Source organism: Heliorestis acidaminivorans (assembly GCF_008933955.1).
GTDB classification, from domain to species: Bacteria; Bacillota; Desulfitobacteriia; order Heliobacteriales; family Heliobacteriaceae; genus Heliorestis; species Heliorestis acidaminivorans.
The window spans coordinates 400287-421758 of sequence record NZ_WBXO01000002.1 but is presented as its reverse complement, the minus strand read 5'-3'; the positions used below and the strand labels follow the sequence as shown (position 1 = coordinate 421758).

The 21472-nt window shown below is 38.1% G+C and carries 20 protein-coding genes and 1 pseudogene; 13 read left to right on the top strand and 8 right to left on the bottom strand.

The features are described from left to right. Positions 1-13 precede the first annotated feature (13 nt). The 5 genes from gyrB to dnaA form a co-directional block, all read right to left on the bottom strand. A complete protein-coding gene (gene gyrB, locus F9B85_RS04825) occupies positions 14-1939 on the bottom strand; it encodes a DNA topoisomerase (ATP-hydrolyzing) subunit B (RefSeq protein WP_151619052.1) in 1926 nt (641 codons plus the stop codon). Positions 1940-2024: 85 nt separating this feature from the next. After that, positions 2025-2306: an extracellular matrix regulator RemB gene (gene remB, locus F9B85_RS04820; RefSeq protein WP_151619050.1), complete on the bottom strand. Its 282-nt coding sequence runs from the start codon at positions 2304-2306 to the stop codon at positions 2025-2027. Positions 2307-2319: 13 nt separating this feature from the next. After that, complete coding sequence (gene recF, locus F9B85_RS04815; protein WP_170270178.1) at positions 2320-3438, bottom strand: DNA replication/repair protein RecF; 1119 nt, start codon at positions 3436-3438, stop codon at positions 2320-2322. A 96-nt stretch (positions 3439-3534) separates the two neighbouring features. Continuing rightward, positions 3535-4650, bottom strand: a complete 1116-nt coding sequence (gene dnaN, locus F9B85_RS04810; RefSeq protein WP_151619046.1) for a DNA polymerase III subunit beta — start codon at positions 4648-4650, stop codon at positions 3535-3537. Between the two features lie 159 nt (positions 4651-4809). After that, complete coding sequence (gene dnaA / locus F9B85_RS04805; protein WP_151619044.1) at positions 4810-6150, bottom strand: chromosomal replication initiator protein DnaA; 1341 nt, start codon at positions 6148-6150, stop codon at positions 4810-4812. Positions 6151-6675: 525 nt separating this feature from the next. Here dnaA and rpmH point away from each other — a divergent pair. The 13 genes and pseudogenes from rpmH to F9B85_RS04740 all read left to right on the top strand — a co-directional run bounded on the left by rpmH (position 6676) and on the right by F9B85_RS04740 (position 19410). Next, positions 6676-6810 carry a 50S ribosomal protein L34 gene (gene rpmH, locus F9B85_RS04800; protein ID WP_151619042.1) on the top strand — a complete coding sequence of 45 codons (135 nt, stop codon included), beginning with the start codon at positions 6676-6678 and terminating at the stop codon, positions 6808-6810. 44 nt (positions 6811-6854) lie between these two features. Then, a complete protein-coding gene (gene rnpA, locus F9B85_RS04795) occupies positions 6855-7211 on the top strand; it encodes a ribonuclease P protein component (protein WP_151619040.1) in 357 nt (118 codons plus the stop codon). Continuing rightward, a complete protein-coding gene (gene yidD, locus F9B85_RS04790) occupies positions 7198-7410 on the top strand; it encodes a membrane protein insertion efficiency factor YidD (protein WP_170270176.1) in 213 nt (70 codons plus the stop codon). Before rnpA ends, yidD begins: the two co-directional genes overlap by 14 nt. 59 nt (positions 7411-7469) lie before the next feature. Further along, positions 7470-8150 carry a YidC/Oxa1 family membrane protein insertase gene (locus F9B85_RS04785; protein WP_243138067.1) on the top strand — a complete coding sequence of 227 codons (681 nt, stop codon included), beginning with the start codon at positions 7470-7472 and terminating at the stop codon, positions 8148-8150. After that, positions 8150-8923, top strand: coding sequence for an RNA-binding cell elongation regulator Jag/EloR (gene jag / locus F9B85_RS04780; protein ID WP_151619036.1), 774 nt, complete (start codon positions 8150-8152; stop codon positions 8921-8923). Before F9B85_RS04785 ends, jag begins: the two co-directional genes overlap by 1 nt. A gap of 46 nt (positions 8924-8969) precedes the next feature. Beyond that, positions 8970-10373 carry a tRNA uridine-5-carboxymethylaminomethyl(34) synthesis GTPase MnmE gene (gene mnmE, locus F9B85_RS04775; RefSeq protein ID WP_151619034.1) on the top strand — a complete coding sequence of 468 codons (1404 nt, stop codon included), beginning with the start codon at positions 8970-8972 and terminating at the stop codon, positions 10371-10373. A 16-nt stretch (positions 10374-10389) separates the two neighbouring features. Next, positions 10390-12324, top strand: coding sequence for a tRNA uridine-5-carboxymethylaminomethyl(34) synthesis enzyme MnmG (gene mnmG, locus F9B85_RS04770; RefSeq protein WP_151619033.1), 1935 nt, complete (start codon positions 10390-10392; stop codon positions 12322-12324). Next, positions 12317-13108 (top strand): 16S rRNA (guanine(527)-N(7))-methyltransferase RsmG, encoded by a 792-nt coding sequence (rsmG, locus tag F9B85_RS04765; protein ID WP_151619031.1) that lies wholly within the window; start codon positions 12317-12319, stop codon positions 13106-13108. Before mnmG ends, rsmG begins: the two co-directional genes overlap by 8 nt. A 962-nt stretch (positions 13109-14070) precedes the next feature. Beyond that, positions 14071-15222 (top strand): group II intron reverse transcriptase/maturase, encoded by a 1152-nt coding sequence (locus F9B85_RS04760; RefSeq protein WP_170270174.1) that lies wholly within the window; start codon positions 14071-14073, stop codon positions 15220-15222. A 139-nt stretch (positions 15223-15361) separates the two neighbouring features. Continuing rightward, positions 15362-16078, top strand: a pseudogene (locus tag F9B85_RS04755) (ParA family protein); the annotation flags it as partial. Then, entirely contained in the window at positions 16071-16976 is a 906-nt protein-coding gene (locus tag F9B85_RS04750) for a ParB/RepB/Spo0J family partition protein (RefSeq protein WP_207707034.1), read from the top strand. The pseudogene F9B85_RS04755 and the gene F9B85_RS04750, both read left to right, overlap by 8 nt. A 119-nt stretch (positions 16977-17095) precedes the next feature. Continuing rightward, positions 17096-18238, top strand: coding sequence for an aminotransferase class V-fold PLP-dependent enzyme (locus F9B85_RS04745; RefSeq protein WP_151619025.1), 1143 nt, complete (start codon positions 17096-17098; stop codon positions 18236-18238). Positions 18239-18264: 26 nt separating this feature from the next. Beyond that, positions 18265-19410 carry an alanine racemase gene (locus F9B85_RS04740; protein WP_151619023.1) on the top strand — a complete coding sequence of 382 codons (1146 nt, stop codon included), beginning with the start codon at positions 18265-18267 and terminating at the stop codon, positions 19408-19410. A 19-nt stretch (positions 19411-19429) separates the two neighbouring features. Here F9B85_RS04740 and larC2 read toward each other — a convergent pair whose 3' ends face one another. The 3 genes from larC2 to larB are packed head-to-tail and all read right to left on the bottom strand — an operon-like array spanning position 19430 to position 21464. Next, positions 19430-19909 (bottom strand): nickel pincer cofactor biosynthesis protein LarC2, encoded by a 480-nt coding sequence (gene larC2 / locus F9B85_RS14870; RefSeq protein WP_151619021.1) that lies wholly within the window; start codon positions 19907-19909, stop codon positions 19430-19432. After that, positions 19909-20655, bottom strand: coding sequence for a nickel pincer cofactor biosynthesis protein LarC (gene larC / locus F9B85_RS14865; RefSeq protein WP_151619019.1), 747 nt, complete (start codon positions 20653-20655; stop codon positions 19909-19911). The genes larC2 and larC overlap by 1 nt, the downstream gene beginning before the upstream one ends. A gap of 26 nt (positions 20656-20681) precedes the next feature. Beyond that, positions 20682-21464 carry a nickel pincer cofactor biosynthesis protein LarB gene (larB, locus tag F9B85_RS04725; RefSeq protein ID WP_151619017.1) on the bottom strand — a complete coding sequence of 261 codons (783 nt, stop codon included), beginning with the start codon at positions 21462-21464 and terminating at the stop codon, positions 20682-20684. Between the last annotated feature and the right edge of the window lie 8 nt (positions 21465-21472).

Below are 21472 nucleotides of genomic sequence, written 5' to 3'. Positions count from 1 at the left end.
GAGGAGATTTTTTTTAGATATCTAGATTGCGAACTTCTCGGGCATGATTTTGAATAAATTCTCGCCGAGGCTCTACTCGATCACCCATAAGTGTTGTAAAGACTGTTTCTGCTTCCATTGCATCTTCCATAGCGACACGTAAAATAGTGCGCTCTTCAGGATTCATAGTTGTATCCCACAATTGATCAGGGTTCATCTCACCGAGACCTTTGTAGCGTTGAATGGTTACATTATCTTTACCTTTTTCTTTAAGATGATTGTTTAATTCTTTATCGCTGTAGAAATATCGAACATCTCGGCCTTTCTTTACTTGATAAAGAGGTGGTTGGGCAATGTATATATAACCATCTTCCACAAGTGGTTTCATATGTCGATAGAAAAAGGTTAAAAGCAAAGTACGAATATGACTACCATCTACATCAGCATCAGTCATGATACATATACGATGATAGCGAGCTTTAGCTACGTCAAAATCTTCGCCAATACCAGTGCCTAGAGCAGTAATAATAGCTCTAATCTCTTCGTTAGACAAAACCTTATCGAGACGTGCTTTTTCCACATTCAAGATCTTGCCTCGCAAAGGCAAAATAGCTTGAAAACGTCGATCGCGGCCTTGCTTGGCACTACCACCAGCTGAGTCACCTTCCACTAGGAAAAGCTCGCAGAGAGAAGGATCTCGCAAAGAGCAGTCTGCTAATTTGCCAGGCAAACTAGTAGACTCTAAAGCACTTTTTCGACGTGTTAGTTCACGAGCTTTCCGTGCCGCTTCTCGGGCTCGCATAGCATGAACTGATTTATCAATAATCTTTTTAGCTACAGAAGGATTCTCTTCTAGGAAAGTTCCTAGACCTTCTGTTACAGAAGAATCTGTGTAGCCACGGACTTCTGAGTTGCCTAGTTTAGTCTTCGTTTGCCCTTCAAATTGAGGCTCTCGTACTTTTACAGAAATGATGGAAGTAAGACCTTCTCGAATATCTTCACCTGATAAATTATTCTCATTATCTTTCAGTAAATTAGTACGACGAGCGTAATCATTGATCACTCTTGTTAAGGCACTCTTAAAACCAGATTCATGAGTTCCGCCTTCGTGAGTGTTAATGTTATTAGCAAAAGAATAAATATTTTCTGCATAGCCGTCGTTGAACTGAAGAGCCACTTCGATATCTACACTTTCTTTTTCACAGTGAAAATAAATAACCTGAGGATGTAAAACATCTTTATTTTTGTTTAGATATTTTACAAAGTCTATGATACCACCAGCATGCAAAAATTCTTTTTCTTTACCTGTTCGGCGATCATGCAGAGTGATTTTAACATTTTTGTTCAAAAAAGAAAGCTCACGCAGGCGGTGAGCCAACGTGTCGTAACTGTACTCTAGTTCTTCAAAGATTTCAGCATCAGGCTTAAAGTAGATGGTCGTACCAGTCTTTTCTGCTTCACCGACAACAATTAATTGACTGGTGGTAGCACCTCTTTCATAAGTCTGTTCATATACTTTACCATTTCTTTGAACAGTAACTTTTAAGAAGGCAGAAAGTGCATTGACGACAGATAAACCAACGCCATGCAATCCTCCTGATACTTTATATCCTTCACCGCCAAATTTACCACCAGCATGGAGTACCGTTAGGGCTACTTCAACAGCTGGTTTACCCATCTTAGGGTGTATATCAACAGGGATACCACGACCGTTGTCACTTACTTCAATACTGTTATCTTCGTGAATTATTACTTCAATGGTATCACAATAACCTGCTAAAGCTTCATCAATAGAGTTATCGACAATTTCATAGACGAGATGATGAAGACCACGAGCACTAGTTGAGCCAATATACATGCCGGGGCGACGACGAACAGCCTCCAAGCCTTCTAGGACTTGAATCTGACTGGCATCGTAATTGCCATTTCCATTTATAGTTAAATTTTCTTGATCGGCCACCCGAAAACCTCCATTCAAGGTTTAGATACAGGTTCTCTTAAAGGAATATTGTACCATACTTTAGCAAGGTTCACAAATTTTCGGGCTAGCCTTTCACGCTTTCTTCCCATTGTTTCACCATGAAAGTAAAGTTGTTTCCACGTTTCATCAATGTGTTCGACGAAATGGGAGAAAAGTAAATATATTTATCCGTAAGTACAAGAGATTTTTCTTTACCCTCTTCGGCGATTTTTATATTAAATCTTTTTGTTGATGTGGAATTTAAAAATTCTTGTGTTGCCACACCTTGTAAAGACGATTCCAAATCAATAATGGCGATGATGTCTTTTTTGGGTACAATAACTTCTCCACCAAGGTGTAAAAACATGAGACATCCTCTCCTATTCACTGGTCGGCCAGAGCCGTCCTTCTTGCACACGAAAAAGAGCCATTTCTTTCATCATTGTAGCAGGAAAAGCTCTTAAGTGCGTTGTCGTTATGAAGACTTGAACTTGACGACGATGCAAATCTTTTAATAATTGCTCTCGTCTCTGAGGATCTAGTTCGCTCATTACATCATCTAACAAAACAATGGGATATTCCTTGCGAAAATAATAGATAAAAGCAATTTCAGCTAGTTTAAGAGAGAGAGCAATAGAGCGCTGTTGTCCTTGAGAAGCATATAATTTGGCTTCTCTCTTGTTTATATAAAGCTGTAGATCATCACGATGAGGTCCTACAAGTGTTACCTGACGAATTATTTCTTCAGAACGACGATCTCGTAAAGCTTTTTTATAATCATCAAGCCAGTAATTACGATCATACTGTAAAGGAAAAGAAGAGCGATAAGTAAGATCAAGCTCTTCTTTTCCTTCGCTAAGAGAATTGTAGATCTGTCGAGCATAAGGTGCTATTTTGGCAATACTGTCAAGACGACGTTGTAATAATTCTACTGCTAGAGGGGCAACTTGTTCATCCCACAGATCTAGCTCTGCCATGGTCGCTTCTTTTTGTCGTATTCGACGCAGTAAAGCATTACGCTGTGTAATTGCTTTTTGGTATCGTTGTAATACGTCACAGTAGGCAGGGCTTGTCTGACCAATCTCCCGATCAAGAAAGCGACGCCTTTCCGATGGCGATCCTTTAACTAAAGCCAAATCTTCTGGAGAGAATATAACGGTATTTACTGCTTCTGATAAATCATAGATTCGCTTTAAGGTACGACCATTAAGTTGTACCTTTTTTCTTTTTTCACCGCTATAGAGTAAATCGATTTGAAAAGGGTGATTAAAAGTAAGGCCTTCTGCTTTTATGCGATAAAAGTCTTTTTGCCAGCTTAACATATCTGTATCTTTGGCATCACGATGAGAACCATTGCCACTTAATAAGGCAATAGCTTCTAACAAGTTGGTTTTTCCCTGTCCATTGGAACCAACAAAAATATTAATACCTCGATGAAAAGGAACCTTTACTTGCTCGTAATTACGGAAATGTACCAACTCTATGGATTTTATTTCCACAAGTGCACGTCCCCACGGAAAAATTTAGTTCTGATTGCTTTCTATACTAACATATATATGGGATAAGATTCCAATGAATGATGAAGCTATGAGTACTTAAACCGTTCTTACTGGAACTATTAAATATAGATAACGATCTTCACCAATAGGTCTTATCACACCAGGAACGAGAGGACCTGTTAGATCAATATAAATATCTTCTACAGAAAAAACTTTCAGCGCTTCTTGAAGATAGCGGTAATTGAAAGCAATAGAAATAGAATCGCCTTCTCTATCAACAAAAACTTCTTCATGAATGTGGCCAACTTCTGGTGAATTGGAACGAATGGTCAAAATATTTCCATCCATAGAAATTTTAATTATATTCGAGCCTTCTTTACCGAGCGAGGCAAGAGCGGCACGATCAACAGCTTCTAACAAAGCTTTTACTTTGACAGTCATTCGGCATTTGTATTCTTTCGGAATAACTTGCTGATATTTGGGATATTGTCCTTCTATTATGCGGAGAATGACTCGCATCTGCTCCGTTTCTATAAGAACTTGTGATTTTGTAATCGTAAGATGAATTGGATTTTCTTCTTCATGAAGTAGACGAGCTACATCGATAAGCGTTTTGGCATGAAGGATAAATTGTCGACCTTCTTGTACCGTACTGCTTACCATTGTTCCCTGTAAAAAAGATAGTCGATGCGTATCGGTAGCAACCCATCTAATATATTCAGGATTTACATCCCATAAAATACCTGTAAACCAAGGTCTTGACTCATCCGAGGAAGCAGAAAAACCTACTAAGCGCGTCATTTCTTTAAATTGACCTTGTGTGAGCGTCACATGTTCCCCTTCTACAATGTGCGGTAAAACGGGAAACTCAATGGGGTTCATTGTATTTAAGCTTAACTCAGAGCCAAAATAACGTACTTTAAGAAGAGAACTATCTTCGGATAACAAAAAAGTAATAGGACCATCAGGTAAACGACGTACCATTTCGTTAAAAATTTTAGCATTAACTACTGTAGTACCAGGTTTTGTTGCTCTGATGGGAATAGTATATTCGATCCCTAATTCCATATCAGTCGCTAAAAATCTTAAAGAGTTTTCTTGGACTTCCATATAGATACCGCTAAGAATAGGCATAGTAGGTCTGGCAGAAACAGCTTTTGAAACAGCATTTACACCATCTAATAATTCTTGGCGGGTACAGGAGAACTCCATTGGTTTACCTCCCTTTGGAACGCTTTACTTTTCTCCACAAATATATAGTAGTCTTAGTATAAGAGCTGAATATGTGGATAAGTGCTTGAACCATCGATTTTAATTAAAAAAACAATTGTGGATAACCTTGTGGATAAGTGTGATTATAGGGGATAACTTTTATTTTCTTTGTACTTTTTCTTTTAATAATTGAATTGTCATCTCTAATTGAGGATTTTTTAAACGTTCTTTAGTTATTTTTTCGTGAGCATGGATAACTGTCGTGTGGTCTCTGCCCCCAAATCCTTCACCAATTTTGGGTAAAGAGATATCAATTAGCTCTCTTGATAAATACATAGCAATCTGACGAGGAAAAGCTACATCACGAGTTCTCTTTTTTGCTTTAAGATCGTCTATTTTGAGGTTGTAGTGTTCTGCTACAACTTCCTGAATAAGACTAATTGTAATAATCTTCGGTTGATTAGAGGGCATAATGTTGCGCAGAGCTTCTTCGGCTAACTCCACAGTTATTTCTTTTTTGGATAGCGAAGAAAAAGCCATGATGCGGTTAAGTACACCTTCTAATTCTCTAATATTTGATTGAATAGTATTGGCCACAAAAGAAATTACTTCATTAGGAACATCAAGATTTTCCACCATTGCTTTTTTACGTAAGATAGCTATCCTAGTCTCTAAATCTGGAGCGTTAATATCAGTAATTAAGCCCCATTCGAAGCGACTACGCAAACGATCTTCTAAAGTAGGTATCTCTTTGGGAGGACGATCTGATGAAATAATGATTTGTTTATTTGCTTCATGAAGAGCGTTAAAAGTATGAAAGAACTCTTCTTGCGTTCGCTCTTTTCCTGCTAGAAATTGAATATCATCAATAAGTAAAACATCAATATTGCGGTAACGATTTCGAAAATCTACAGTCTTATCGTCACGAATAGAGTTAATCAACTCATTGGTGAATTTTTCTGAAGAGACGTACATAACTTTGGTTTGAGCCCACTGGTTAATTACATAGTGACCGATGGCTTGCATTAAGTGAGTTTTTCCTAGACCTACACCACCATAGATAAAAAGTGGGTTATAGGCTTTAGCTGGAGATTCTGCTACAGCTAGAGACGCGGCATGAGCAAAACGGTTTGAATTACCAACAACGAAAGTATCAAAAGTGTATTTAGGATTCAGTTGTGGATGAAAATATTCTTCATCGTTATTATTTTTTCTTTTTGGAGTACTCTCACTTTGTGCTCCTTCTTGATTAGGAGAAAAAAAGTGAAGCTCAATAGAATGCCCCACGACAACGGATAGAGAATTTTTAATTAATGTAGCATAACGATTTTCTAGCCAGTCTCTGGCTAGATCATTAGGGACGGCTACATAAGCTTCGCGATCTTGTAGTGAGATAAGTTGCGTGTTTTTTAGCCAGGTATCAAAACTTTCAGGGTTCAATTCTTGCTTTAGTATCTCCAGAGTTTGTTGCCAAAGTCCAGCGATCTGTGTTTGTGCCACCGATCCATACCCCCAACAGGATATTCACAACATCTTAACGTTTTTATCCCAAAAAAATTTTACACAAAAGTGCTTTATATATAAGGCTTAATGCCTATTTAAAAATATTTATCCACAATATCTAAATAACTGAATTATTTCAACAGAGGATAAATATAATAATAAAAAAATACTCAGATATTGACGGCTGAGTGAGCAAAGTTAAAAACAAAAAATACACAATTTGTCCACATGCTGTGGAATAATTAGTTGAAAAACCAATCATGGTAAGGGTTATCCACCTGTGGAAAAGTTTCATCCACAATTGTACAGTGTTAATGAGTTATCCACAAGGGGATAAGTGTCGAAAAAAATCTATTTTAACCACAACCCTAGAATTGTTGATATTAAGCTGTAGTAATTCCTTGACTTGTTAGGCTCTTTCGAATATACTTGTAGTGTTTGTGAGTTGCTGTCAGGCCAACCTGTTAGCAGGTGACATGTATAAAAAGATATAGATGTAATTAAACTAAGGGGGTGTTCCATGTGAAGCGCACCTATCAGCCTAAGAATAGAAAACATAAGCGTGTACATGGCTTTTTAAGCCGTATGAGCACAAAAAACGGCCGGAATATTCTAAAACGTCGCCGGGCCAAAGGTAGGAAGGTTCTCAGTGCGTAAGGCCGCTTCGGGGGCCTTCTTTTGTTTTTGGGGGTGATCTTTTTTTGCTACCCCGTCGCTATCGATTACGTAGGAGCAAAGATTTTCACGCTGTTTATCAGCGTGGAAATTCTTTTGCCGGTCGTTATGTTGTTTTATATCTTCTAAAAGGAAAAGGAACACAGCGATTTGGTTTTTCTGTATCTTCCAAAGTCGGTAAAGCTGTCGTTCGTAATAAAGTAAAAAGACAGTTTAGAGAAATTTGCCGACGTTATCGTTCACGACTACAAAATGGACGAGATGTTATTTTAATAGCTCGTCAAAAAATAAAAGGAATTCCATTTAGTGAAGTCGAAAAAGATGTAATCAAACAATTCAAAAGGGCCAAGCTCTGGACAGGGGGGGCTTATGGCAATCGCTAAGCTTTTCATTTTGCCGATTCGATTCTACCAAAGCTATATTTCTCCCATGTTAGGTCCTAGATGTCGTTTTATGCCTACTTGTTCGGAATATGCTATTCAAGCCATAGAGAAATACGGAATATGGCGAGGCATTGGTAAGGCCCTATGGAGGATCCTTCGCTGTCACCCTTTTCACCCTGGCGGATACGATCCAGTATAAGGCCCGGCATTATGAGTTACCGATTCGTGTCGGTACATATGTAAGGAGGAATGTTTGCCTTGGGTCTATGGGATCTCATAGTAGGATCATTTAGCTCTCTTATTCAGTTTTTCTACAACATCACTTCCATGGTTGGACTAGCTAACTATGGTTTGGCCATTATTTTGATTACTGTTTTTATTAAAATGGCTCTTTATCCTCTCACGGTAAAACAGATGAGATCGATGCGCTCAATGGCTGAGTTGGCGCCAAAACAGAAGGCTATTCAAGAAAAGCATAAAAAGAATCCTCAAAAAGCACAGGAAGAGATGATGAAGCTTTACAAAGATTCAGGTGTCAACCCCTTAAGTGGTTGCTTGCCTTTGCTTATACAGCTTCCTATATTGATCGCTTTTTACGGTGCCTTGTTGAACTTCAATTATGCAAATCCAGCACACTCTGGCTTTCTTTGGGTACCTAGCCTGTCTGTATCTGATCCCTATATACTACCGTTACTTGCGGCGGCTACTACTTATTTACAGATGAAAGTGTCGGCGCCACCCAAAAATCTTCAAACACCGCAGTCTGAACAGATGCAAAAAATGATGTCTGTTATGATGCCACTTTTAATTGGTTGGATGGCACATACCTTCCCTGCGGGACTTGCACTTTATTGGGTAACTTTTAACACTGTAGGTATCCTTCAGCAGTTGTACATCAACCGATCCTTTGAAGTTCAGAAGGGAGAAGGAACCGCTTAATGACCCAGCCCATTATCGTTGAAAAAACAGCAAAAACAGTGAAAGAGGCTTTAAATGCCGCTCTTTTAGAACTTCAATTAGAAGAAAAAGATGTTGAAGTTCAGGTTTTAGAAGAACCTAATAAAGGTTTTCTTGGTTTTATTGGAGTAAAACCAGCTCGTATTCGAGTGACTGTAAAACCAGATCCCTTAAGAGATGCTGTACGTTTCTTATCAGATGTTTTTCTTACCATGGATGTTAAGGCAGAGATTATTCCAGTTTGGAAAGATCAAATTCTCCACATCACATTCAAGGGAGACGATCTGGGCATATTGATAGGTCGTCGCGGAGACACCCTTGATGCATTACAGTATTTAACTAACTTAGCTGTTAATCGATTAAGCCTCAGTCGTCTCCGTATAGTTTTAGACGTAGAAAACTATCGTCAGCGCCGTGAAGAAACCTTAATAAGGTTGGCGAAACGATTAGGAGATAAAGCAAAGAGAAGTGGCACTCGTGTTGTGTTAGAACCGATGAATCCTCAAGAACGTAGAATTATTCATACTGCTTTACAAGGGGATTCAAAATTATCGACTTTTTCTGAAGGAGAAGATCCTTTCCGTAAAGTAATAATTGTTCCTAAACAAGAGATACGACGCCCTAGAGAAGATCGTCCTCATGGTTTTGCTAGCGAACATAATATAAGCGGACCAAGAGGTCGGACACGACGTTATCAAGATAGAAATGGCTTGCCTAAAAGTATTGAAAAAGATAATTCTGGATACGATAGATAAAAAGCGCTTAGGCGCTTTTTTTCCTATGTGGAGAGGTTGTTGCTCTATGATTCAAGATACAATTGCGGCTGTTTCAACAGCTATTGGTGAAGGGGCTATTGGCATCATACGCGTAAGTGGTCCTGATGCTATGGAGATTGTTGATAAAGTATTTAAACCACGGTACGCAAAAGATATAAAAAACTGGTCTAGCCATACTCTTCATCTGGGAACTGTTATTCATCCCGATGATGGTAAAGCTATTGATGAAGTACTTGTAGCTTGGATGAAAGGACCGCGAACTTTTACGACTGAAGATGTAGCAGAATTTCATTGCCATGGTGGTTCCTTGCCTTTGCGAGAAACTTTAGAAGCTATTTTACGAGCTGGTGCAAGAGCGGCCGAACCTGGTGAATTTACGAAAAGAGCTTTTCTAGGTGGTAGACTTGACTTAGCCCAAGCAGAAGCAATTATGGAAGTAATTCAGTCAAAAACAAGAGATGGCTTAGGTGCGGCACTTTCTCAACTAGAAGGACACTTATCTAAAAAGATAAAGACTATAGATGAACAACTATTACAAGTTATGGCTCACTTAGAAGCGCTTATTGACTTTCCCGAAGAAGATTTGCCTGAATTAAGCGATGAAAAGTTATTGTCTGATCTAGAAAATATACGAACAAAACTAGAAGAGCTATTGCGCAGGGCAGAAAGTGGCAAAGTCTTAAGAGAAGGTTGGAAGACTGTAATTGTTGGTAGACCTAATGTAGGTAAATCAAGCTTGTTAAACGCTTTACTTGATGAACAGAGGGCAATAGTAACAGATATACCAGGCACAACTCGTGATGCTATTGAAGAAATGATCGATCTAGGTGGTATTCCATTACGTATTATCGATACAGCAGGGATCAGAGAAACAACAGACTTAGTAGAAAAATTAGGTGTAGAAAAAACAAGACAATACATGGAGCAGGCTGATCTTGTTTTATTTGTCCTAGATGGCTTAGAAGAGATAACAGAAGAGGAAAAAGAATTGCTTCAATCTCTTGCAGATCGACCAGCAATTATTCTAATTAATAAATCGGATATAAAAGATCGACGTTTAGAAGAAAAAGATATTTATAATCTTGTCAAAAAACCAATTATCTCTATTTCTGCACGAGAAGCATGGGGTATTGAAGAATTAGCTGAAAAAATTCGTCACCTAGTATTTGGAGATGAAGCTGAAAATAAGGCAATTTTGACGAGTAATGAGCGTCTTGATTTGATAACACAAGCTAGGCATAGAGAAGCTATAGAAAGAGCTCTTCAACATATAAGACAAATGATCGATGCTGTAAAATTACAGACTAGTGCAGATTTTCTAACTATCGACTTAAGAGCCGCTTGGGAAGCATTAGGAGAGATCACAGGAAAAACTGTAGGCGAAGATGTTATGGACAAGATCTTCGCATCATTTTGTATTGGAAAATAGATGGAGTTGATGGATCATGCAGTATGAGGCTGGTCAATATGATGTTATTGTCATTGGTGCTGGTCATTCCGGCTGTGAAGCCGCCTTGGCCTCGGCTAGAATGGGATGTAAAACTCTAGTTTTAACAATTAGTTGGGATAATGTCGCTCTTATGCCTTGTAACCCTGCTGTCGGTGGTCCTGCCAAAGGTCATCTAGTGCGAGAAATTGATGCATTAGGTGGACAAATGGGTCTTGCTATTGATGAAGAAGCTATACAGATACGAATGCTGAACACTGGCAAGGGACCAGCTGTACAAGCACTAAGAGCACAGGCTGATAAGAGAGCTTACCAGCTCTATATGACGAGACAATTGGAAAACCAGAACAATCTAGATGTGCGGCAAGCTATGGTAGAAGAATTAATAGTAGAAGATGGTGCCGTAAAGGCAGTAATAACCCAGACTGGTGCTATTTATCGATCATCAGCCGTAATCGTTACAACAGGTACATACCTTACAGGTAAGATTATTCTTGGTGATCTCTATTATGATGGAGGACCTAATGGATACTTTTCAGCCCAATCTCTGAGCAAGTCATTAAAAGAAATTGGCATCAAAGTTGGTAGATTCAAAACGGGCACACCAGCCCGTGTAGATGGTCGTACTATTGATTTTTCTAAGATGACAGAGCAACCAGGTGACAATGGAAATTTAAAATTTTCTTATATCTCCAAGCCTAAAGCTAGAGAGCAAATATCCTGTTGGCTAACTTATACAACAGAAAAAACTCATCAAATTATACGTGATAATCTTCACAGGTCACCTCTCTTTAGTGGGGTCATAGAAGGGACTGGTCCTCGATATTGTCCTTCTATTGAAGATAAAGTAGTACGATTTGCAGACAAAACAGGTCATCAAGTTTTCATTGAACCTGAAGGAAGAGATACACAGGAATATTATGTTCAGGGAATGTCTACTAGTTTACCTGAAGATGTTCAATTAGAGATGCTACACTCCATTATTGGTATGGAAAATGTAAAAATGATTCGTCCAGCTTATGCAATTGAGTATGACTATGTCGATCCAACACAGTTGAAGCTTACTTTAGAGCATCAAGATATCAAAGGCTTCTTTAGTGCAGGGCAGATTAATGGTACATCAGGCTATGAGGAAGCAGCTGCTCAAGGTTTGATAGCGGGGATAAATGCTGCACTATTAGTGCAAGAAAAAGAGCCTTTTATACTTAAACGTTCCGATGCTTATATAGGCGTCTTAATTGATGATCTAGTAACAAAGGGAACTAATGAGCCTTATCGTATGTTAACTTCAAGAGCAGAGTATCGACTTCTGCTTAGACAAGATAATGCAGATCAACGTTTGACAGAAAAGGGTCGACAGATTGGTTTAGTAGACGATCAGCGTTATAAATTATTTAAAAATAAAATGGATCGTTTAGAGGCTGAGAAAGAGCTATGGCAAAAGACTGTTATTAAGCCAAGCAATCAAGAATTCAATAAAATACTAGATCAACAAAAGAGTTCACTACTAACTAAGGGTGTTACTTTATATGATTTACTACGTAGACCGGAGTTATCATATAAACTTCTTTTACCTTTTCTCGAATTAGAGAAAGCTGTAGAGCTTCATACAGAAGAAGAGATAGCTCTCGCACAAGAGATTAATGAACAAATAGAGATCTCAGCTAAGTTTGAAGGTTATTTAGCTAAGCAAGAGTTGCAAGTAGAGAGATTCAATAAACTAGAAAACAAAAGACTGCCTAAGGATATTAACTATGAAGAGATTAATGGACTTTCTACGGAAGCTCGCCAAAAACTAATACAGAGAAGACCTGAATTCTTAGGACAAGCATCAAGAATATCTGGTGTTAGCCCTGCTGATATTTCATTACTCCTTGTTTATTTAGAGCAAAGACGTAGAAAAAGACAAGCGGGGGGTATGGCTGATGAATAGTGCTTCGCCTCAGCAGAACAAAAGAAATATTATCTGGACTGAGCAAGATGAACTTATTTTTCGAAATGTTTTACAAGAAGGATTAGAAAAGTTAAAATTCCCCTTACCTAGTCCTACCATAGACTTATTCACCTTTTACGCTAAAGAAATGGTAATGACTAACAACAATCTTAATCTTACAGCTATTACAGATCCTAAAGAAGTGGCAGAAAAACATTTCTTAGACTCTTTTTTACCTATGCTTTTACTACCTATGATTGAAAGTAAAGAAAAAAACTTGCAAGTAGCTGACATTGGTACAGGTGCAGGCTTTCCGGGATTGCCACTTGCTATCTTATATAGAAACTGGCAAGTTACCTTAATAGACTCTTTACAGAAACGCTGTCGATTCTTACAAGACTTATCAACGAAAATGAGTTGTACTAATGTTTTAGTTCAACATGGTCGAGTTGAGGAGTTAGGAAAACAAACAGATTATAGAGAAAAGCAAGACCTTGTTATGGCTCGTGCTGTGGCAAGATTACCAGTTTTAGTTGAATACTGCTTGCCTTTTGTAGCTATTAATGGATTATTTGTAGCTTTGAAAGGTGCAGATGGTCAAGAAGAATTACAAGAAGCACAAAAAGCAATTGAGGAGCTTGGTGGTAAATTAGCATGGGCTGAAGAAAGTTCCTTACCTTTTTCGGGAGATAAAAGATTCTTAATAGGAATTAAAAAAATTAAATCTACACCTTCAAAATATCCGAGAAGAGCAGGTATACCTGCGAAAAATCCTATACTATAATAAAAGCGATGTTCCACGTGGAACATCGCTTTTTAATTATTTTTTTACTAATTAGTGCATGAGGCTTATGTCATTTCCTATTAAATTAAGAACTTTAATTTTTATGCTAATATACAAATCATGTTCCACGTGGAACATTGAAAACGAACAATTATTCCCTTGTTAAAAGCCTCTGTAAGCTTTCCTATTTCAGGGGTTAAAGTAATTACCTTAAAAAGGGGGTAAGTTCAATTCTAGCCCTTTTTATTACGGTTAAAAGAGGTAGGTCGAATTTTGTCTTTTTTTATTGCAGAAAAAGGCTCTTCCTTAATCAACCTCTGCAGGAGTTATACCGATTTTGTTGAAATTGAAAAATAGAATCAGAAAAAAACTCAGCAGAATAGGTGGTGTTATTATTTGACTCAAATTATTGCAATTGCTAATCAAAAAGGTGGAGTAGGAGTGCGTCCGTAAGGAACTTTCTATATCGTCCCTAGAGGGATTTCAGAGTAGAGAGAACTCTGAATGGTCAACTGACTTACCGGAGATAGAAATATCATAAGGGAACATAGCATGTCAGTAAAGCCTGTTGTCAATATACTAGCATTGAGACAGACAGGCAAGACCAGGAAGTGATATGGCTAAAGCTAAACTGCTTGAAACCTAGTCTCTTGGCCTAAACCACGGGATACACAGGTAGCTAGTCGAGATGTGTATGAGAGCTTGTTATGCCGATATTTTCCTATGATCTGCATACTCTCTACGAGCTCTCCAGCGTATTGTTAATACGTTAAAGAGATGAACGGGCGCCTAAGTCACTTTTTTGTATAGAAGGAATCTAAACGGAGATAGCCTACGTCAATAGAAGAGTACTTCTATTGATAGGGCTACGGAGCTTTCGTAGTAGTCTGAGATAGGGAAAACCTATTACGTGGCGAAGGGAAGCAGGTCATAAAATTGACAGAAATATGGAGGTATGCGTAATGCAGAAAGCTGAAGTAATTTTGTCAATACTCGGTGAGCGTTCTATTAACGATAGGAATTATAAATTCGAAAGAATCTATCGGAACTTTTTTAATGAAGATTTTTATCTACTTGCATACAAAAAATTACTTACTACTAATATAGCCTATAAATATGAAAAAAAACCTCTCGATAAAGAAGTTATCAAAGATTTAATTACTAACATGAAAAATGAAAAGTATAAATTTTTATTTACTAGTAAGCAAGAAGACTTTGGTCTTAATCATAAAGTTTCTTTGCTAATGGAAATTACTAAAGAAATATTAAAAAAAATTTATAGTCCTATCTTTATTGAGAGTCCAAGTGCTTACGAAGTTAAGAAAAGTCCTTTTGAGGCATTAGCAGAAATAAAAAAAAATGGATTAAACAAAAACTGGGCTATAGAAGGAAATCTTCAAGATATTCGTAGTAAGCTTGATGTAAATATTTTAGCAACTTTTCTGAAGGATAAAATTAATGATGGTCGCATGATTGAGCTCATCAAAACTATTTTTACGTCACCTTACAAAATGCCTATGCTTGAAGAAATTTATTTTTCTTACTTTGATAGTTTTCTGGCAAATATGACAAACGAAAAATTATATTATTCTAGATATGAAGATCAATTTCTTTTTTTAATTGAAGGAACTAAAGAAATAGCACAAAGATTAGAAAATACTATTAAAGCTTATTTTTCAGCTATTTACCTTCAAGACTTACCTGGTAGGCTCATTAACCTTAATGATCAAAAAATATTTTTTTTAGATTACGAGATCTTTATATCTTCAAAAAATACAAATGTTCAAGGATCTTGTAACCTCATCGTACCTACCAGCGTAATTAATGAAAAAATTAAAGCATTTACCGCTCACGGCAAAGCTATTCACTGTCATAATAGAATGAATCTCCCTATAGCTGAAATTGTAAAAATATATGATCAAGAAATAAAAGCTTTCTATCAATATTATGCACTTGCCGATGATGTAAAAAGAAAAATAAAAAAGTTTAAGTATTATCACTATCAAAGCTTATTAAAAACAATTGCCAGAAAAGAAAAAGGTACTATCTCCAAAGTAAAAAAGAAATATTTACTTTCATATAAGGACAATGGATATTACTTTGTATGTAAATAGATAAAAATTTATAAAAAAAGAATAAGAATAAATCGAGCTTATGACTGGAGAGCCGGATACATTGAAAGGTGTACGTCCGGTTCGGAGGGGGACTTTTAGAAACCTGACGTAAGGTTAAGGCGCTAAAAGTCTACCCTACAAGACAACAACAACAGTAAACCTTGGGGCTTGTTTGGCCGAAATGAACTATTCAGTACTATTGGTAGATATGGATCCACAAGGTAATAGCTCTAGCGGGCTAGGTATTGATAAACTGCGTTTACAACACTGCATCTATGATGTACTTATTGACGGAGCACCTGTAGAAACAATCATACACAAAGATATTATTCCTTATCTATCTATTTTACCAGCCACAATTCAATTAGCTGGTGCTGAGATCGAATTAGTTTCAGCTATTTCAAGAGAAGTAAAACTAAAAAGAGCCTTAGAACCGCTTGATGGTGCTTACGACTACATAATCATCGATTGCCCACCATCTTTAGGGTTGCTTACATTAAACGCACTTACCGCAGCTGACTCAATACTTGTACCTATTCAATGCGAATATTATGCACTAGAAGGTGTAAGCCAATTAATGAACACTATAAAACTAGTGCAAAAACATCTTAACGCTCAGCTTAATTTACTAGGCCTAGTACTAACTATGTTTGATGGAAGAACAAATTTAAGCATTCAAGTAGTAGAAGAAGTAAAGAAACATTTTCAAGACAAAGTATTTACAACCATCATTCCTAGAAACGTACGCTTAAGTGAAGCACCTAGTCATGGACAACCAGTTATCATCTATGATACCAAGTCACGAGGTGCAGAAGTTTATCGGGAACTAGCAAAGGAAGTGATCCAACGTGGCTAAAAAAGGATTGGGCAGAAGCCTAGGCAAGGGCTTAGAGGCCTTAATACCGTCCATGCCAACTATCATGGATCAAGAGCAAGAAAAAGATGATGTGACAGAAATCTACCTAGATCAAATAGATCCTAACCCAGACCAACCTAGAAAACATTTTGAAAACAATGCTATAGAAGAATTAGCTGCATCTATTGAGGAGCATGGACTAATCCAACCCCTAGTAGTGCGACCTACTAATAAAGGGCGTTATCAAATTGTAGTCGGTGAAAGAAGATGGCGAGCTTGCAAAACTATAGGTATCCAAAAAGTTCCTGTCCTTGTGAGAAGCTGGGATAATCAGAAAGTTGCAGAGATTGCCTTAATCGAGAATATACAAAGACAAGATTTATCTCCCTTAGAAGAGGCAGAAGCTTATAAAACCTTATTACAAGATTTCAAGCTTACACAAGAAGAGCTAGCACGTAGAGTAGGAAAAAGCAGGACCTATATTACTAATACCTTACGAATATTACAACTTAACCAAAAGGTACAAGATATGATCGGTAGAGGACAAATTAGTATCGGTCATGCCAAAGTAATTCTAGCTCTTCCTGATGCAGAAGAACAAGAAATGATAGCTCACAAAATTATTGACCAAGGATGGTCAGTTCGTAAGGCAGAAGAACACATTCGAGATAAAGTAGGTAGAGAAAAAAAAGTTACTAAAAAACCAGAAGATGATGATACTAAGAAAGACAAAAAAGATCCAGAAATAATCGAACTAGAAGAAAGAATGCGTAGCTGGTTAAAAACACAAGTAAAAATAAAAGATCAAGGTCAAAAAGGTAGCATAGAAATTACTTATTATAGTCTTGAAGATCTACAGAGAATATTTGATTGTTTTTTTGATGAGGAATATAAGTAATGTTCCACGTGGAACATATCAAAAAGAACATAGTAAAATGTTCCACGTGGAACACTAGAAGAAATTGATTAAAAAAGTTCCACGTGGAACATCATTTAATTAAGAAGGGAGTTAAATAGTTGATTTATCTAGATAATGCAGCAACAACGTGGCCAAAACCAGAATCAGTGTGGCAAGAAGTATTAAGAGCTGGTCAAGAATATGGAGCAAATCCTGGTCGAGCCAGTCACCAAATGGCTATAGATGCCAGTAGAGCTATATATAAAGCCCGCGTGGCTTTAGCTCAACTATTTAACGCTCCCGATCCCTTGCGAATCGTATTTACATTAAATACAACAGAAGCACTCAATATGGCTATCTTCGGTACAATCAAAGCAAATGATCACGTCATAACGAGCAGTTTAGAACACAATTCCGTGGCTCGCCCCTTGAAAATATTACAAGATCGCGGTGTTGAAGTTACTTATCTTCAAGGTGATGAATATGGCTATATTAAACCAGAAGAACTAAAAAAAGCTTTGCGTAAAAACAGCAAAGCTTTTATCTTCTCACAGGGATCTAATGTAACAGGAACACTTCAAAATGCAGAAATATTAACCAAAAAAGCAAAAGAATACGGTCTTAAAGTAATCATTGACGGCGCACAAACAGCAGGCGTCCATGATATTAACATAAAAGACTGGGGCATCGACTTACTTGCCTTTCCAGGGCACAAAGGACTTTTGGGTCCTCAAGGAACAGGAGGCCTCTGGATAGGGGAGGATTGTCAGATTGACCCTCTTTATTACGGTGGCACAGGAAGTCAAAGCGAATCTGAATATCAACCGACCATGCTTCCTGATCGCTTTGAAAGTGGAACGCAAAACGGTCCAGGTATAGCTGGTCTCGCCGCAGGAATCGCTTTTATACAACAAGAAGGTAGAGAGAAAATTGAAAATCATGAAAAAAATCTAACGACAAAACTGTTAGATGGTTTAAGCAAGATAAAAAAAGTCACCCTCTACGGTCCACCAGCACAACTACCTCGTGCCGCTGTGATTTCCTTTAATGTAGAAGGCATAGAGGCATCAGAATTTGGATTCTTACTAGATAAGGCTTATCAAATCGCTGTACGCACGGGCTTGCACTGTGCGCCCTTAGCACATAGAAGAATTGGAACTTTAGAAAGTGGAACAGTGCGCATTAGCCCAGGATATTTCACAACAGAAAAAGAAATAGATCAAGTTCTTGCAGTAATGGAAGAATTAATTGCTGAAGTTTAGCAAGGAGACAGGGAGACATACCCTTGATGAAGACACAAGAATTAGGAAAAAAAGCAGAAAACTTAACTACGCCTGCTATATTGATTGATGAAAAAAAATTAATCAATAACATAGAGCGTGTGGCAAAAAAATGCAAGGAAAAAAATATTTCCTTGCGACCTCATTTTAAAGCTCATAAACTTTTGCCTATTGCCAAGTTGCAAAATCAATATGGCGCGCAAGGCTTTACAGTTGCCAAATTATCTGAAGCAGAAGTTTTAGTTAATGCAGGGTGGAAAGATATTCTTGTAGCCTATCCCATCTGGGGTATAGAAAAATGGAATTATTATTTTGAATTAGCATCACAAGCAAAAATGTCAACGATTATAGATTCCCACGATGCATACTCTGCTTGGTCAGCAATAGGGGAACAAAAAAGAAAGCCTGTAGAAGTCTACGTAAAAGTAGATACAGGCCTGCAAAGAGTAGGTTATCCTCCGGGAGAAGAACTATATAAGCTGATTCGTAAAGTAGCTGGCAGTGAAAATTTAATATTTCGTGGTTTACTCACACACGCAGGCCATGTCTATGGAGCAAAGAACGAAGTAGAACGTAAAACTATTGCTTTAGCAGAAGGAGAAATACTACTAAAAGTAGCTAGAGCACTAGAAACAGAAGAGAAAACAGAAGAGATTAGGATTAATGAAATATCTGTAGGCTCTACCCCAACAGTAGGTGAAAACTTAGAGACAAGAGGTGTTACCGAAGTAAGACCTGGTAATTATGTCTTTAACGATGCTACACAAGTACGACTTGCCGTAGCAAGAGAAGAAGATTGTGCGCTTCGTGTCCTTACCACAGTAGTTGCCAACCCAGTAGAAAACAGACGCATCATCGACGGTGGATCTAAAGTATTTGCCTTAGATAAAGGTGCTCATGGTCAAGAAGGGACAGATAGTTACGGAATAATTTGCAATGCTAAAGGCTGGAAGCTTTCTCGTCTTTCAGAAGAGCATGGAGTTTTGGAAAAAGTAAGCACCCAAGCTACGGAGCTTCCTGTGGGAACAAAATTAATGATAATTCCTAACCACGCCTGTCCCGTAATTAACTTAACCAATCAAGTCTATCTCATCAATTCGAAAAGCGAAGTAAAGGCAATATGGCAAGTCGACGCCAGAGGTTGTAGTCAATAGGTTAGATTGTTCCATAGAACTAATAGTCAACATGCTGACTATAATATGCAGAAAGAGCTCTTTGGTAAACTTCTTTAATAGAAACATCACAGCTATGGGCTGCTTTTACACAATCATCGTACTCTGGTTGTACATTAATGACTTCACCTTGCCAGAAAGCTCTCTTCATTGCTATAGGACCGTAGGGAGTGTCTACTATGAAAAAGTCTCTTTTTAGTACGATTCTTTTTTCTCGACGACAACGAAGTCCTATAGTTGTAGAATGTTGAAATATCAATGATACAAGCTTATCTCTTTGCTCAAGAGGAACAAGAATTTTGAGACTTTGACCGACTCTTTCTTTTTTCATCATGGTGGAAGTTAACTGCACGTCTAAAGCCCCAGCAGAAAATAATTTTTTGCGTAAGAAGCGAAACCATTGAGGGTTCATATCATCAATAGTAGCTTCTATAACATAAATTTCTTCCCATGTCGTATCATCAGAAGTACTCTCAGTAATTACAAACTTTTTTTTTTCGCTAACATTAAACGCATAAGATTAGGTCTACTTTTAGAAGGACGTAAACCAGCACCATAACCATTTTTCTCTATTAACCAGCTCGTAGACTCTTGTGGCTCAAGCGGCTTACCTAAGGTAGTGCAAAGAGCCGCGCCAGTAGGCGTAACTAGTTCTCCTTCTCCCACACCGATGCGAACGGGGAAGTTTTTTACTAGCTCTGCTGTAGCAGGTGCTGGTACAGGCATTAGGCCATGAGCACAGCGCACCGTACCAGAACCAAGAGGAAGAGGTAAACAATAAACTTCATCAATTTCCAGTTTGTGTAGAGCCCAGACAGTACCTACAATATCTACAATAGCATCTACAGCTCCAACTTCATGAAAATGAACTTTTTCGATTGTAGTGCCATGAACTTTAGCTTCAGCTTCAGCTAAACGTGTAAAAACAGCGATAGACTGCTCCTTGACTTTCCCATCTAATGTAGATTCTTCAATAATTTTCACAATATGGTGCAAATGTCGATGAGGCTGTGGTTCTTCATCTAAGTAGACCTTAACTCGGCTACAATTAATTCCTTGCACAGTCACTTGTTCATAATCCATCTTATAACCACTAATAGGTAATGCACTAAGGGCCTCTACTAAATCATCCCAAGGAACACCTAGATCGACAAGAGCGGCTAACCACATATCACCGGCCGTTCCACCAACGGGGTCTACAATTAAGTACCGATTCAAGCTATCCATAGAGAGGCCTCCAACTCACTCCAATTTTACTCCGCTTTCGCTTGACTTCTTCTATAACTACTACGGACAATTGTTGCCGCTAATGCCGCACCACCAAAACCATTGTCAATATTGACTACACCAACACCGACAGCACAAGAGTTCAACATACTTAACAAAGCGGCCAGTCCACCAAAATTAGCACCATAACCTACACTTGTGGGAACAGCAATAACAGGTCGTTCAGACATGCCACCTACGACAGAAGCAAGAGCGCCTTCCATTCCGGCAACAACAACTAGAGCGTCCATCTCAGCTAGCTTTTCGCGATGGTCTAAGAGTCGATGAAGACCAGCAACGCCTACATCGTAGATCGGCTCAACATAACATCCCATAGCTCGAGCAGTGATCACAGCTTCTTCTGCTACAGGTAAATCGGCCGTACCAGCAGATAAAACAGCAATTTTGCCAAAACCTTGTCCTTCTGCTAAATCAGGAAGCTGATAAGAAATAACTCTGGCTACAGCATGATAAGTAGCTTGGGGAACTAGGGATTGAACAGCTTGATAAGCATCTTCATCACAACGAGTTGCCAATACAGGATTATTTTTCTCAGCTAAGCGCTGAAAAATAGCACCGATTTGCTCCGCTCTTTTGCCGAGACCGAAAATAACTTCTGGGAAACCTTGATGAGCACTGCGGCAATGATCAACTTTAGCATAGCCTAGATCTTCATAAGGCCAACCTTTTAAGCGATCTGCCATATCATCTATGGAGATCTTATTTTTTTTAAAATCTTCTAACAAATTAAGCAGTTCTAAACGATCCAATAGAACAC